Origin of the sequence: Shewanella sp. S23-S33 (assembly GCF_043359565.1) — a bacterium.
Lineage (GTDB): Bacteria > Pseudomonadota > Gammaproteobacteria > Enterobacterales > Shewanellaceae > Shewanella > Shewanella oncorhynchi.
The window spans coordinates 284,450-298,584 of record NZ_JBHFFD010000014.1; the positions used below are offsets into that span (position 1 = coordinate 284,450).

Annotated in this window: 18 protein-coding genes and 1 other RNA gene; 3 read left to right on the plus strand and 16 right to left on the minus strand. The window is 47.2% G+C overall.

The window, feature by feature from the left end; genetic code table 11:
- Nucleotides 1-32: 32 nt before the first annotated feature.
- Together ACHA99_RS04415 and ACHA99_RS04420 are read right to left on the minus strand one after the other, a co-directional pair.
- A complete protein-coding gene (locus tag ACHA99_RS04415) occupies nucleotides 33-245 on the minus strand; it encodes a hypothetical protein (protein WP_393941261.1) in 213 nt (70 codons plus the stop codon).
- Between the two features lie 58 nt (nucleotides 246-303).
- Entirely contained in the window at nucleotides 304-1,095 is a 792-nt protein-coding gene (locus tag ACHA99_RS04420; protein WP_028760726.1) for an SAM-dependent methyltransferase, read from the minus strand.
- Nucleotides 1,096-1,523: 428 nt separating this feature from the next.
- On the opposite strand from ACHA99_RS04420, the gene ACHA99_RS04425 reads away from it, so the two are divergent.
- Nucleotides 1,524-2,018 carry an outer membrane protein assembly factor BamE gene (locus ACHA99_RS04425; protein ID WP_393941263.1) on the plus strand — a complete coding sequence of 165 codons (495 nt, stop codon included), beginning with the start codon at nucleotides 1,524-1,526 and terminating at the stop codon, nucleotides 2,016-2,018.
- Between the two features lie 89 nt (nucleotides 2,019-2,107).
- Here ACHA99_RS04425 and ACHA99_RS04430 read toward each other — a convergent pair whose 3' ends face one another.
- Together ACHA99_RS04430 and ACHA99_RS04435 are read right to left on the minus strand one after the other, a co-directional pair.
- On the minus strand, nucleotides 2,108-2,440 hold the full coding sequence (locus tag ACHA99_RS04430) for an RnfH family protein (protein ID WP_263145130.1): 333 nt from the start codon (nucleotides 2,438-2,440) through the stop codon (nucleotides 2,108-2,110).
- A complete protein-coding gene (locus tag ACHA99_RS04435; RefSeq protein WP_028760728.1) occupies nucleotides 2,430-2,867 on the minus strand; it encodes a type II toxin-antitoxin system RatA family toxin in 438 nt (145 codons plus the stop codon). The genes ACHA99_RS04430 and ACHA99_RS04435 overlap by 11 nt, the downstream gene beginning before the upstream one ends.
- 278 nt (nucleotides 2,868-3,145) lie before the next feature.
- On the opposite strand from ACHA99_RS04435, the gene smpB reads away from it, so the two are divergent.
- Both smpB and ssrA read left to right on the plus strand, forming a co-directional pair.
- Nucleotides 3,146-3,637, plus strand: a complete 492-nt coding sequence (smpB, locus tag ACHA99_RS04440) for an SsrA-binding protein SmpB (RefSeq protein ID WP_006080832.1) — start codon at nucleotides 3,146-3,148, stop codon at nucleotides 3,635-3,637.
- Nucleotides 3,638-3,708: 71 nt separating this feature from the next.
- Nucleotides 3,709-4,064: a transfer-messenger RNA gene (ssrA, locus tag ACHA99_RS04445) on the plus strand.
- Between the two features lie 672 nt (nucleotides 4,065-4,736).
- Here the strand turns inward: ssrA and ACHA99_RS04450 are convergent.
- The 12 genes from ACHA99_RS04450 to ACHA99_RS04505 form a co-directional block, all read right to left on the minus strand.
- Nucleotides 4,737-4,934 (minus strand): hypothetical protein, encoded by a 198-nt coding sequence (locus tag ACHA99_RS04450; RefSeq protein WP_393941266.1) that lies wholly within the window; start codon nucleotides 4,932-4,934, stop codon nucleotides 4,737-4,739.
- 11 nt (nucleotides 4,935-4,945) lie between these two features.
- Nucleotides 4,946-5,641 carry a hypothetical protein gene (locus ACHA99_RS04455; protein WP_393941268.1) on the minus strand — a complete coding sequence of 232 codons (696 nt, stop codon included), beginning with the start codon at nucleotides 5,639-5,641 and terminating at the stop codon, nucleotides 4,946-4,948.
- A gap of 2 nt (nucleotides 5,642-5,643) precedes the next feature.
- The gene (locus ACHA99_RS04460; RefSeq protein WP_393941270.1) at nucleotides 5,644-6,333 is read right to left on the minus strand and encodes a hypothetical protein; all 690 of its coding nucleotides are present in this window, start codon (nucleotides 6,331-6,333) and stop codon (nucleotides 5,644-5,646) included.
- Nucleotides 6,333-6,860, minus strand: a complete 528-nt coding sequence (locus ACHA99_RS04465) for an adenine glycosylase (RefSeq protein ID WP_393941272.1) — start codon at nucleotides 6,858-6,860, stop codon at nucleotides 6,333-6,335. The genes ACHA99_RS04460 and ACHA99_RS04465 overlap by 1 nt, the downstream gene beginning before the upstream one ends.
- A gap of 38 nt (nucleotides 6,861-6,898) precedes the next feature.
- Nucleotides 6,899-9,472 (minus strand): phage tail protein, encoded by a 2,574-nt coding sequence (locus tag ACHA99_RS04470; protein ID WP_393941274.1) that lies wholly within the window; start codon nucleotides 9,470-9,472, stop codon nucleotides 6,899-6,901.
- A gap of 17 nt (nucleotides 9,473-9,489) precedes the next feature.
- On the minus strand, nucleotides 9,490-10,128 hold the full coding sequence (locus tag ACHA99_RS04475) for a hypothetical protein (RefSeq protein ID WP_393941276.1): 639 nt from the start codon (nucleotides 10,126-10,128) through the stop codon (nucleotides 9,490-9,492).
- The gene (locus ACHA99_RS04480; RefSeq protein WP_393941278.1) at nucleotides 10,125-11,327 is read right to left on the minus strand and encodes a baseplate J/gp47 family protein; all 1,203 of its coding nucleotides are present in this window, start codon (nucleotides 11,325-11,327) and stop codon (nucleotides 10,125-10,127) included. The genes ACHA99_RS04475 and ACHA99_RS04480 overlap by 4 nt, the downstream gene beginning before the upstream one ends.
- Nucleotides 11,327-11,659, minus strand: coding sequence for a DUF2590 family protein (locus ACHA99_RS04485; RefSeq protein ID WP_393941280.1), 333 nt, complete (start codon nucleotides 11,657-11,659; stop codon nucleotides 11,327-11,329). The genes ACHA99_RS04480 and ACHA99_RS04485 overlap by 1 nt, the downstream gene beginning before the upstream one ends.
- Nucleotides 11,656-13,404, minus strand: coding sequence for a phage tail tape measure protein (locus ACHA99_RS04490; protein WP_393941282.1), 1,749 nt, complete (start codon nucleotides 13,402-13,404; stop codon nucleotides 11,656-11,658). The genes ACHA99_RS04485 and ACHA99_RS04490 overlap by 4 nt, the downstream gene beginning before the upstream one ends.
- A 14-nt stretch (nucleotides 13,405-13,418) precedes the next feature.
- A complete protein-coding gene (locus ACHA99_RS04495; RefSeq protein ID WP_393941284.1) occupies nucleotides 13,419-13,565 on the minus strand; it encodes a DUF6890 family protein in 147 nt (48 codons plus the stop codon).
- Between the two features lie 41 nt (nucleotides 13,566-13,606).
- Entirely contained in the window at nucleotides 13,607-13,873 is a 267-nt protein-coding gene (locus ACHA99_RS04500) for a putative phage tail assembly chaperone (RefSeq protein ID WP_393941286.1), read from the minus strand.
- A partial coding sequence (locus ACHA99_RS04505; RefSeq protein WP_393941288.1) for a hypothetical protein occupies nucleotides 13,870-14,135 on the minus strand: 266 nt, incomplete at its 5' end. The genes ACHA99_RS04500 and ACHA99_RS04505, both read right to left, overlap by 4 nt.

Consider the following 14,135-nt stretch of genomic DNA (forward strand, 5'->3'; position numbering starts at 1 on the left):
AATAGGGCACAACGTAACCGTTTCAAGATTAGTTAATTATTACCATGATTGACTAAAATAAATGTTTGATAATTTTGGTCGCCACTCAAAACTTTTAGTTTTGTCATATCCCCTGTCATTACAGCGCTAATTTCTTCATCAGTTAACCCATGGGCGCGCATTACGGCCTCCGGGTCCTGTTTATACGCTTCCATCAGTTGTGCATCTTGACCTAACTGGGTAAAAAAATCCGATAATGCAGACATACCTTTCCTTATTTATATGATGACTCCCGAATTCAGCTCAGAAGTACAGCACTCACAATTAGCCTAAATCTTCAGGTCTAATGCCTAATTTAGTTAAAATAGCATAGTTGTATTCGAGTTTTTTTGCTGGCGGGATCAGTAAAGTACTGATCGGAGACAAGTTTGCCTCGGGCAGCTTACTCAACGGCAAATACTCAATTCTAGGGGCTTGAACTGGCAGATTAGCAGCTTCGTAGATCACCACTTGATGATCTCGCGGATACCATTGATTCAGTTGTTCAACCAAAATCTGCAGCCTGTCACTCGTAGTATGGAACTGAGTTAAGGTATGTTCACCAGCAATCGCAATTTGCCATAACAATAAATGGGTTGTCGGATCGGGCACATGATTAAAAAACATAAACTGGCTAGCTTCAAAGCTTTGATGCCCAGAGCTACCGGGGTCAATACCCAGATCAGCCCATAAACACGCCTCGGCAGAAATCCCCGGCTCCATCTTCGCTGAAAACCCTTCTGCCCTCGCCCGCGTAATCGCCATATGGGAAACACAGGCAAAGACTCCAGGATGACCATAGAGTGCACAAACGGTTTTTTTGCCAGCCCTCACCGCCTCCAATATAGAATTAACCATTTGTTCATAGGTTTCTCGGCGATTTTTAACTTCACCATTTTGTGCATAAAACGGCTGTAAATTAATGACATTGGGATTAATGTTCTGGATCCAACGCTGCGAAAAACCATCGGGCAAGAGTGAAAACACGACATCAGCGTGCTCAATATAACTACGACTCATCACACTGATCTGTCCGGCCAGTTGTAAACCCGTACCTACGCAAACTAAAGAACCCAATGCATCTATCCCACTATTTTATTTCTAACACTGCAAACTCACGGCAAAAAGCCACAGTACAAGAACACAATAAAAACATATCGGTAACTTTAATCTGATTTTAACGAGATTACTATGTTTATCGCCACACATACTGTCTATCGACTTACTAACTAATTGCTTGGCTTTAAAGAAGAAATCGCTCACATTTACTCTTTTCCCAATCCAGCCAACAGTAAACCTGTACGGCTCTGAAGCCGAAAATCATACTCATAGCCCCATATGACTTTAGCGAATAAATATCCTTAAAGATTGAGAACTAAAGCCAACATACTGGGTCGAAAAGTCACACAATTCGATCTATGACGGTAGCAAAGCCCGATTGCCCTTGTCATGAGGGGGAATGCTTGGGTATTATGGCCGCCAGATTTTCAGAAGTAGCGCATACAATGATCAATAAAAAGCAAAGTCTTACCCTACTGGGCGCTGTGGCGCTCTCTGTTTCGCTCAGTGCCTGTAGCGTGTTCGATTGGTTGATTTATAAGCCCGACATTCCACAGGGCAACTACATGGAACCGCAACAAGTTGAAAAGTTGCGCATTGACATGACCAAGGAACAAGCCGAATACATTCTCGGCCGTCCGGTATTACGAGATAGTTTTGCTGACGATACTTGGTACTATGTGTATCACTACAAGAGTGGGCGTGATGCCAGCATTACGCATAAAGAACTCATACTGCACTTTACGGGCGATAAACTTACCTCAGTAAAAGGCGACTATGAACTGAGTAAAGAATTTAGTACGCCGCTAGAGCAAAGCAGCTTACCAACAACAGGTAATAAAACTGAGCTAGTACCACAAATTCCAGCACAGCGCGCCGATGAAAAGCCATTAGTTAAAGAAAATCAAGCTGAAGCGCAAGTTCAAAAACCAATTAAGTAATATCCTAAACTTTGCTAATGCTCTTCTCAGTCAATCAAATACAAAAAAGCGCCCAAGGGCGCTTTTTTATTGAGCAATGATGTCAGTATTTAAGCCCGTCCGCCCGTCACTTTATTCGCGCGGCCTTCATCTTTAGCTTTATCTGCTCGGCGACGACGCACATCCTTAGGATCAGCAATCAAAGGACGATAAATCTCAACCCTTTGCCCCGGTAAAATCACTTGGTCATGCTTAATCACATTACTAAACACACCGAGCTTAACCGTGTCTAAATCGATCTCAGGAAAAAAGCTTACAATGTTACTTAAACGCACAACCTCAATCGCTGACGTGCCGGGATTCACATTTACCGAAATCACTTTTTGCTGTGTAGGCAAGGCATAAACCACATCAACTACAAACTTATCTGTCTCATTTGTCACTGTAAATCACCTTAGCGCGACTCGTAAATGCCGTCACCATTGATACCATAAGATCATTAAACACTTTACCAAAGGCCATATCGGCTAACGAACTTGAAAACTCAAAACTCAGCTCGAATTCTACCTTGCAGGCCTCTTCAGTCAGCTCAGTAAAACGCCACTGCCCCAATAAATGCTTAAAGGGCCCATTTTCCAATGTTAAATCAATACTCTTACCAGGAACCACTTGGTTGCGAGTCGTAAATGTCTTACGGATCCCCGCTTTACTCACATCAACAGATGCCAACATAGTCTTGCCATCAAATTCTAAGACTTTGCCACCCACACAACCGGGTAAAAATTCCTTATACGACTCGACATCATTCACTAAGTCATACATTTGCATCGCACTAAAACGGACTAACACACTTCGAGAAATTTGCGGCATAGGACTTAGTACTCTTCACTAACGTATTCACAGCGACCTAAGCAAACTCAAACGCACGAAAATAACGCACGTGCAATAAACAACTTAGGCCAGCAATCAAAATTTGCACGGATTTTATCACGATACGTAAAAAACGCACCCCTTGTGCACTTAGGCTGATACTCAACCCCCTAATCACGTTCAAAAAACCAGCAATAACACGATAGAGGCTTGAAATTAACTAAATAAACCCTTATATCAATACCAAATTGATTCACCGTGCGTATAATGGCGCCACTATGGTAAAGAAAAATTCAAGCAAAGCCGCGCCTGCGACTATCGCACGTAATAAGCGCGCAACCTTCGAATACCGTTTCGAAGAGAAAATGGAAGCCGGACTATCCCTAATGGGATGGGAAGTGAAATCTATCCGTATGGGTAAGGTCAACTTGTCCGACTGTTACGTATTCCTGAAAAATGGCGAAGCCTTTATGCATGGCTGCACCATTATTCCCTTGAATACGGCATCGACACACGTTGTCTGCGATCCCCTGCGTTTGAAAAAGCTGCTACTCAGCCGTAAAGAGCTAGATAAACTAGCGGGCTTAGTTGAGCGCCAAGGCTACTCTATTATTCCTATCTCAATGTACTGGCGTAAAGGTGCATGGGTGAAAGTGGAAATTGGTCTAGGTAAAGGTAAGAAAGATCACGATAAGCGCGAAGATACTAAAGCGCGTGAATGGGAAGTTGAAAAAGCCCGCGTGATGAAAAAAGAAAAAACGCACGGATAATGAACAAACGATTGAACTTGAAGCAAATGATGCTAGGTGATCATAGTGCTACGGGTTACAATCAAATTCTTGGGGGCGATTCTGGATTCGACAGGATTCACGAAACCCTGGGAGCATGCCGAGGGGCGGTTGGCCTCGTAAAAAGCCGCACAGTTATAGTTGCAAACGACGATAACTACGCTCTAGCAGCTTAGGCTAGCTAGCCATCTGACACAGGTCTCTCAAATGGGCGGTGTATACAGATGGTCATCTTACATTTGATAGCGAGGGAACTCCGTCCGGGGGTGAACCGCGAAATAGTACCGGACTCGCCCGATGAAATCCTGTCTTTCGGAGTTTATTCGGGTTAATTAAAAGAGAGACTAAGCATGTAGTGCCTTGGATGTAGGTGTTCTGGACGCGGGTTCAAGTCCCGCCGCCTCCACCAAATAAAACAAGGGCTTAGCGGAAACGCTAAGCCCTTTTTCTTTTCAGTGGCGACAAAATGGCGGCAGCGAAAACCTAGGCTTACTGTTTTATCTCCTTATCCCTCTGATAAATTCACCCTCTTAAATTATCAAAAATCATTTCAGTTTTTGATCGTCTTAAGTTGTTGATTATTCTTGCTTAGATCTTTTTCAATATTTTTTCATCATTCATAAAAACCCCACGTAATCCACGTAAAAGCCAATTAAATCAATACTTAGATATTTTTACTCGCCACCAAACGCGCTGTATCTAACTGTAAAACAGTGAAATAAACCGCGATCATTTCAGATCTTTGATCCTTTAAAACCCCTAGGAATGGCGCTGGCTGCGCCTATGAACTGCAATAAACTAAAACTGAAAAAAAATTAACATACAAAGCGCGCAGGAGGGTGAGGAAGAGTGCGGATTTCGTGTCGTGGTTTCTCTGTCGCGCTGGTTTTCGTGGCTAAAATGGTCGGGGCTGGTGTTTGTGTAGCGATGATGTGATGACGTGGCCAACATAGTCGGCGGTGTCTGTACTCGATATAGATGCGGGTGGCTTTGCTGCAGCTAACAAAAAGCCCAGCGCTTTGGCTGGGCTTATGCGTGGAGCTTATGCGTTAAGCTTTTACTTATGTGTGTAGCTTATGCGTTAACTTACTTTGTATGTTCCTGCGCTGCTGCCTGTTTCGACGACCACATCAGCGTTAGCGGTGATTTCATCAATAACGGCTTTAGCAATGGCGGCGGCCATCTTGCCCACGAATGCGTGCTGGCCTTCGGTGATAAAGTCCTGTCCTTGTAGTTCGCTGATTATTTTTGCTTCTAATGATCCGCTGCTTAATGCCATTGGCCTTCCCCTTATTTGCCTGCGCTAACTGTGGATGATCCGTCGCCGTGTGGTGCGCCCGTAAAGTGGCAAATATGGGCACAGGTGACGACTGCTGCACCGCCGTTTAGTTTGATGGTGTCGGCATCTTCGGTAATGTTCTTCGCGGTGATGCGCAGATCATCAGTGATATTCATGGTCATTTTGCCCAACACTTCGGTGAGCTGGTCTTCTAACACTTTGATGCGCTGATTAAGGCATTCAATGGTGCTGTCTTTATCGGTCACGCTAAAGAAGTTACCCGCCTCATCTATGTGCTGATAAACGCCCTCGCGGGTTTGGGTGCGTGACTCTCCCGCTTTAATGGCTGGAAGATCCCATCCGAACGGTAAGATGCAGCGGATGAAGGGTTTATCTGGTCTGCCATAGGCAAAGGCTATTTCGACGATGGAACCAATAGCGGGTGGTTCGATTCGGCCTGCTTTATCGCCTGCGCCATTGAGTGGCAAGGGTACGGCTTGCAATACTTTCGATTTGGTGGCGGTGCCGTGTTCGTCGAGTAGCTGCACGTCAACTGCATAGCGTGGGTAAAACGCATCGCTGCCGCGTTCGCCGTCTTCGGCTGGCAACTCTGGCAAGGCAACGACTTTAGCCCAGCGCGGTAAGTGCAATTGCGCACTGAGTTCTGGGAATAATCGCAACACGATTTTTTTTATGATTTGTTCCATGTTTACCAGCTTATCGTCATGTTAGTGCCTTTAAACTCGACCTTGGCAATACGTGCGCCGTTGGCGGTGACGTTAGGGCGCAGTTTTGGCACGGCTGGAATGGTGGAGGTTTTACCCGCCTGCTGGTCGGTCATTAGGCTTTGTGGGATGGTGATGTCTTTACCCGCCCAAAACGAATCTTGATAACTGCCTAGATAGATTTTGCCATTGCCCTGCTGTTGCCAGATAAAATCGGGCACCTTGTAAGTGCGGCCAAGGTTATCGAGCATGGCATAACCTGAGGTATCACCATAAAAACAAGGGATGGCGGTATCTGCGTAAGGCTTATCTGGTAATACAAATTCAAGGCCCACTTGGGCTTTGATTTCGTCGCATACGTTGCGCAAGGTTGGATGGCGTAATGTCACGCTTAAGTTGTTCGCTAATGCCGACGATAACTCACGACAAAACACGGTATACAAGCCGTTAGCCGCTGGCATTATGCGCTCGATATAACCGTAAAATACCCGTTCAATCATGTCACCCCATCCCATTTCGAAAGCGACAGGGGTAAAGCGTTCTGCTGGTTTGTCGACGGTTAACTGACAAGTACCTGGTGATGATGCTTGTAACACTAGCCAGTGATCGCTTACAGCGACTTTCTGGCTACCAATATAAGCTCGGGTGATAAATTTCGCGTTAGGCTCGGCCATTATGCTAACCCGTTATCGACTTTTTTGAGGAAGCCCATTAGGCCAGTGAGTTCAACTTCTGTCGCTGGCGGTGCGGTTTCATCGGCTAATACTGTGCCTTGGCCTGTGCTGCCCTGCTGCGCCGCTGCCACTTGCGGTGCGCGTTCCTCTTTTTTCTGCGGCACGCTGCGCACTTCGGCTAAGGTAAAACTCACGTTCCATTGGCGGGTGGTTTCTTGCTCCACCGCTTCAATTTTGCTAGCGAATTTCACTTGTTTAATGCCCAGTGCCGAGGCGGTTTTATTGCTAATGCGGTAAGTGGTACGTGCTCCACTTTCCGTGGCTTCGGCCATTTTAAATATGTCGGTTAATAGTGCTTCATCGTCAAATTTAATAAAGCCCGATACGGCCAACATCTTAGCTTTTATGCCCGTTTCGGCGGCATCGGTGCTCGAACTTTGGCCGCTGGCGTCCTCAGTCGCCAGCTCTTGGCTGGCGGTGATCCGCAATGACTTAAGGCTGACTGAGGTTGCGTTAAGAGCTATCATCTATAACCTCACACTATGTTGTTGTTTAATCAGTTATACTATCCCAATTGTGCAGGGTTAAAAGTGCTTGCTCCTGTATAAATATCAATAGCATCTATAATAAACTCTCCCGGACTATTGGTTTTCACAAACGCTTCTAATACTCCATTAGCAGACTGCATCGACAGGTGCAGAGTCAGCCATGTACCATTAGTTGCACCTTCAGATCTATCAGAGTACACCACGTTTGCGGCAACCGCCGTAGTGTTAGCACCCTGAGCTAGATAAAGTGAGCCACTGCTAACTACTTTTACTCGTGCACAAACAGTATATATTTTGTTTGGTACGACAGTTGCAGTCACTCTTACCCCGTGATCTGCAGAGGTCACGGCAACAGTCATCGACTTAGTGCCGCTATCAAAATCTATATTGTTAATGATAAATGTCACAAAACTACTGTTTGACCTAAAAATATTGGCTGACATCGCCTGAGGATCAATAGGTAAAGGCAGTAAGCCTTTTCCTGAGTTGTTACCATCTGCTATAACAGGCTCTGCATAGCGTTTGTCTGCGTTACTTAACGGCATGTTACGATTTCCTAATCCAGATTTATCCACATTTACTTTGGCTCCATTAAGTAGTTTTAAACCGCCATTATTTTGCAGATACTCAATATTTCGCACTGTATTTTTTGATCCGCCATCTACATAGATTGAGCCTGTTGAAATGTTATTGTTCTCTATCGTGACACTAGAGCAATTTTTAAGGTAGATAGCTTGTGCCTCTCCATTTCCCGGATTGCTTGCTTCTACTTGTTCAACCCATGCTGAGCGCACGTAACCAGCAATTGCTCCATCTAAGAAAATCCCACGATTGGCTTGGTGCGGGCTTGTGCTGCCTGACGGGTTTACGCCATCAATTTTAAATACCCTTCCAGATAGCTGTATCAACTTATCGAAGGCGCCAATTATCTCAATATTTTGAAGCATTAATGTATTACCAACCAAATCAATCGGATTATCACCCTCAACGATTGTTGCAGATTCTCTTACGCGATAAGCGTTGACACCATCCATTACAAAGTTACCCCATATCGATCCTTTGATTTGGTATGGCCTGGTAAATTCCCAACTACTAATATCACGGAGTGTTCCACCACGTAATGAACCTGCAATATCAAAAAGTTTCGCACGCTCTGAACCACCACTGGCAGGCGTGAATCTCAACTTTTCCATGATCCACGAATGAGAGAATATACCTTCAGGAACTTTAAATAATGAGTCTTCATCATTAAGTCCAACAATTATGTTTGTGTTATATCCTTCCCCTATAATTGACATTCTAGTCATCGAAGGCATTTGCGCTGTTACTAAAAAATTGCCTGACCCCATATCTGCTTTTGTTTTATTGGTGTGGCGTTGCCAGTTCATCCAATCACGCATAGCCTGTGTGTCGTCATGCTGACCGTCTCCGTAAGCTTTAAAGTGATACATCGTGAGGTTTTCTGTAGACTCTCGTTTCCAACGACCTGTCGATATCATCGGAGGTTTTATAATTACGCCACCATATTCATCTTCAGTTGATTCTTCATCAAATACAAATGCGCCACCACCCGCTAATATTCCAGCATTAACACTTTGTAATAGTATGCGTTGACCGTTTCTTTCTGGGATTATCTCCTTTAAATTAACTTCAGACAGACACGCGCCAATAAGACCATAACCCGCTGGCGCTGCCAAACTGCCTTCATAAGCAAATATTTCTTTTTTTAAATTATCTACCTGCTGCGCCAATCCATCTGTATTTCGCAAATCCCCCACATCATCAGCCGCATTAATCACCGCCAGCTTATACACATAGTGCTGTGTTCCGCTTGGGTCGATGTAATCGTCCATTTCACCATTGGTAACAGTAAAGGCGAGTTGTGGCGACCATGTGCTGTTAGCGTTGCCGCTAAACCATGCGTCGACGTAAACAAACTTCGGATAGCTTTGGACGATTAAAATATGTTCTTGCTTGAGTTCTACCCGTAGGCCTGACACATAGCCCACACCTGGCGTTACGCTAAAGGTGTTGGCGGTCGCGCGCGGTACTACTTTTAGGCCGTCGTCAATAAACCAGTCTTTGCCGTTCATATCGGCGGCCAACTGTTGGGTGAGCAAATCCATGCCGCTTAAGCGGGCCGTATAGTCAATTTGCCATGTGCTTTGGTCAACTATAATTCCCGTTAACTCTGCAATGCCACTGTACTCAATACCAAAGTTACGGTTTAAGGTATTACCTGCCTCACCTGATGCGGTGGCTGTTTTGGTGACTGTTGGCACATGGTTAATGGCGACTAATTTTTGGTTAACGGATGAATACAGCCCTACCCAGTTAAATTCGAACGGGCCAGTAATGCTTTCTAACACGGTGGAGTACACCACCACGTTGTCGCTGATACGACCAACTTGCTGCACGTTTTGCTGATACACAATGTGCGCTGTGGGGATGCCCTCTTCGCGATTAATGGGCGCAGTGGGATCTTGGTTTGGCACATTAGCAAAAATAAAAGTGTCAATATCTAGCGGTTCATTAGCCTGTGCTTTCGCCGCAAAGAGTTGTTCACCTGCAAGTGTAATTACTGAAGCCATGTTCGTTCCTTATCTCTTTAACTAATGAGCTGTGATTTTTTTGCCACAACAAAGTGGGATTCGTTATCCATAAGGCCTAGGCCTATGCTTGGTTGCATGTCGCTACTTAAGCGCGCCATGCCTGTTAAGCTGTCTAATGCAAAATCGTTTGGCGGCGCTACCAGCGGCATGCTGGCGATGGTGTCGTACTGATAGCGTCGCGTGGTGCGGCCGTATTGGCGGCAAATGTTGTCAACCAAGCCCGCTCTATCTGCTAGGTCGCTGTCGAGTAATTGCAGGCTGACGACGTCCCAGTCGGTTTCGCTTACCCGTTCGTCGATGGTGATCCACGGTGTGCCGAGCTTTTTAAACATGTAATACCAGCCCGATTTGCTACCCGCGCCTTGGGCAAATTTAAGCGCGTACTTAACGCGCGTTCTGTATAGGTGTTCTGTCTCGTTGGGGATTTGCTCGATATCGCGCTCCCATGCCAAGAGGTGCACAAATTCAAGCTCTGCGGTCATGGGGTCGAGCTGCTTGGCGGGGAATTCGAGCATGTCGACAAAGCGCTGCCAAAAACGCACCGCGCCTTTACGCAGTTTGTCTAGCTCACTGGCAGGTCGTGCCAGCCAGTAAGGCATTTTGGTCAGAGTGGACCAGTCGATGTTGATACTCATAGCTCGTTACCATTTTCAATGGTGAGCGTGCTTAAGCGCGGTACGTTGTTGGCGCTGGTAATGTCGATTTGGTGCCAGTTAAGCGACTCGATACCCGCAAATTGTCTGTGTAACTCTTGGCCTAACTTACTAAAGCTAAAGCGAATAAACGGCTCGGTGCGGGTGGCGGGGTAGTCGGTATTCTCGCGAAATGCGCAGCGGATAAAGTTGTCGATGTCAGCTAATAGCGTGGCGACTTCGGCTTCTAATAAGTAGCTGTAGGGGTAAACCGTGACGCCGACTGTGACATCAATACCGGGCATGGCGAGCACGAGCAGATCATCACCGTGGCCGTGGTAGCCTTTATCCATCACGTACTGATTCAGGTCTGTCAGCATGGCGGCTGATGGTTCGCCCGTATCTAACAAAATATAGGCGTTAGCGGTGCCCGGACCTCGCGGTGCGTCGTGCTCAAAATAGACGTTATCGGTGTCCAGTCCTGCGCGTTCGGTCAGTATTGCGCGATACACTGCATCGATATGCCACGGCGCGGCGGCGGTAAAGGCGTTGCGAGTGCGCAGCTTTAAGTCGTCGTTAGTTTCGCGGTCGCTGCCGAGTTCGTCTAGCCATTCAGCTTCGTTGGTGACGCTGCCGATGCCTGTAACTGCCGTGGGTAAAATGTGCAAATAGCCGGCGCCAAGGTTATAGGCCGCGCCCGCGTTTTCGGCGATCACTGGCACTAATACGCTTAAGCTGTTTTGCGGCAAGATCACATCTTCAACCGTTAGCACACGGTAAACCGTGCCGTTAATCGCGTCGGTTTGCACATAGGTGTTTGCGGGGATTAATAAACTTGGGCCACTGGATGCGGCGCGGTTAAAGCGTACTTTGCCTTTGGCTTTGCTGTCGGTTTTGCGGGTTAAGTCGTGCTCCCATGCTTTGGCCTCGATAAAGCCATCATCGTTAGCAGTGAGTAAAAACAGGTTGGGCAAGATCACCCCTATCAGCACTTTGTTAACTATCCACGTTGCTGGCTTGGCAATAATGGCGGTGATCAAGCGCCAGAACGGCGAGTAAGGCGAGTCGTTTGCAATAATGCTGCCTTCGGCTTCGACATCTTGCTTAAACAGCGCTTTCCAGCCCTCTTCCGTGGTCGGGATGCCTGCGGCTTCGACGATTTTGGCAAAATCTATGGTTGGCACGTCGATTTTATCGGCCATTAAAGATCCCCTCCGATGATGCTTGATGAGATGAGCCCGAATTCGATGGTGTCGGCAAATACCCACCATTGGCCGCTGGCGGTTTCTTCTATGCGAACCGTGCCCGGCATGATGCGTACATCGTCCTCGACTAACAATTTGAGTTTGATTTGGGTGTCGGCGGTAACGCCTGTGCCACGGTCGCTAATGAGTAAGTGCGCTAAGCCTGTGTCTAAAATGGCGTGCACTATGTCCTGCGCGATGGCGGCGCGGTCGGTTAAATAGCTGGGGTTTAAGCCCACATCTAACACCACGTCGCCGTGTTCTATGTGCAAATCGATATAGAGGCTCATGAGTGCATCTCGACATAGTTTGCAAAGTTGGTGTCGACCTTTTGCGGGTAAATATTGATGTTGCCGACGGTGGTTGATTTGCTGTTGTTGGCGTTGGCGATTTGCTGGCTAACGCCGCCGCGAGTAAGGTTGGCTTGCACTGGTGAAATTGCGTCAACGCTGGGCATACTGCCTGCGGTAATGTTGCTGCTAATGTCGACACCTGGTATCAAATTGAGTTTGTCGATAATCCAATTGATGGTGTCGTTAAAGACGGATTTAACCCCGCCCCAAACGGTGTCGAAGATGCCGACAATGGATTGCACCCAGCCCCATTCGCCCATGGTGGCTTTGAGGTCGTCCCAGTAGTAAATCAGCGCGCCGACAGCAATCACGGCGGCGGCAATACCCGCGACAATCAGGCCGATAGGGTTGGCGTACATGGCGATATTGAGCGCCAACAATACGCCGCGCATGGTGGCAAGGCCGCTGGTAAACAGTGCGCTTGCCCCTGTCCACATCATCACGCCAAGGCCCCATGCCGTCATTGCCATTTTGCCTGCGCCCATCATCACAGTGAATAAACCGCCAGCGGCCACGGCTAAGGTAAAGCCCACGGCCACATAACCGAGCCAGCGGGTAATGTTGGGGAACATATCGGTGAACCAGATCACCGATGTGCCCATGTCGGCAATCTTGCCAACAAAGCTATTAAACGCGGGTAAGATGGCGCTACCGATGGCAGCGCGGACCACCCACCAACTTTGCGCAAGTCGCTCACTTTGGTCAGTCATGGCGGCGGCCATTTTCTCTGCTTGTTCCATGCCGTTGACTTTGCCCAGCATGTTGATTGAGCCGCTTATGCCGTTAATGTTGTTTAACAATAACTTGACCATGGACACGGCCTCTTGCGAGCCGAACGCTTTGGCGAGTTCGTCACCTTCAGCCACGCTGATCACATCGCCGTATTTGCCTTTAATCTTGTTGAGGATGTCGACAATCGGCAGCATAGCGCCGTGTGAGTCGGTAAATTTAAGGTTGAGCGCGTCTTGCGCCTTACCAGTTCCAGCTAAAAAGGCTTTGTATTTAGTGGCAGATTCTCCGCCCTCCATAGTTGCTTGCAGAGTGCCTAAAATCGCCATTTGTTCTTCAAGCGGGCTTTTATCTGCCGATGCTCCTAAGGCACCAAAAGCGTCGGCCATTTTTTTACCGTCGGTTTTGAATACTTTAACTGCGGTGGCTGTCATGCCTGTTAAGCGTTCAACCCATGCACCATCACCCATTTTTTTAGCATCATTTTGAAAGATGCCGTACATGGTGCCCATGTAATTTGTAATGGTTTCTGCATCAGCTTTAGTCGCAGCGGCTAGAACGTTACCAGCCTTGGTAAAAGTGGATAAATCATTACCATTTAGCCCTGCAATGGCTGACTGTATTTGATAGGCAGAATTGACAAACTCTGTCGCTGATTTGCCATATTGCAGCGCATAGTCGTATGACGTGTTAGCGAGTTGCTTTAGTGCGTCTTGTTCTACCCCCAGTGATTTAACACCGCCTAATGCCCGTCCCATTTCAATGGCTGGCATAAGGGCATTTTGCAGGGCATAACCGCTGGCCGCGATGCCACCAATGCCAGAGGCCATTTGCATGGTTCCGGCTTGATAGTTGGACGCTAGACCGCTTAATCCTTGGCTGATTTTGGCAATCGGCCCAGTGATTTGGTCTATCAGTCCAACGGTGAACATTAGCGGTGCGGGTAAACTCATGCTATCCACTTCCCTTATTTGCCACCAAACGCCTTACAAATGGCGTTGGTGACAATGGCCTCTAGGTCTTCGCGCTGGCGTTTCATTAGCCAACATGCCCTTGCTAAACTCTGTTCATCGTCGGCCTCTAACGGTAAAAAGTGGCGGCGCATGATGAACATTTGTTCAAGCTGATTTGAGTCGATTGACTCAATCAGCCCCTCTATTTTTTTACGGCAATTTCCAGCACTGGTGAGAACTCGGCTTTAAGTTCTCCAGCGATTTGCAGTTCTGCACCTGGTGAACCGTCTAATAGCTTTTTAAAGTCTTCCTTTTGGCCACTTTCGATGGCGCGCATGGCAAAGTTGTACGATGCGGCGGTGACTGAGCCACCACGGGCGACGGCATCAACAAAATCGCCATGATCTTTGGCGGTAACTTCAAATTTAAAATCAGTTCCGGCGATGGTTAAAACGATGGTCTTTTTCATGCTGCGTCCTTATCTTTTCGATTAGTGAGTAGTTCTTTTAGGTTGTCGAAGCCGTCACGCATTTGCCGCTCCATACGGTCGCCAAGCTCTTTAACGTCGTGCTTGGTGGCATAGGTTTCGGCAACGTGGGTTTTATGGTTGCTGAGTTCAGCGCGGGTTTTATGCGCCACGCTGTTTAAATAGGCGATCAACGGCACCACTACGGTGAGGAATAGGCCGATAAATCCGACGATCACTAATAGCCAGTTTGTTAGCTGTTCCA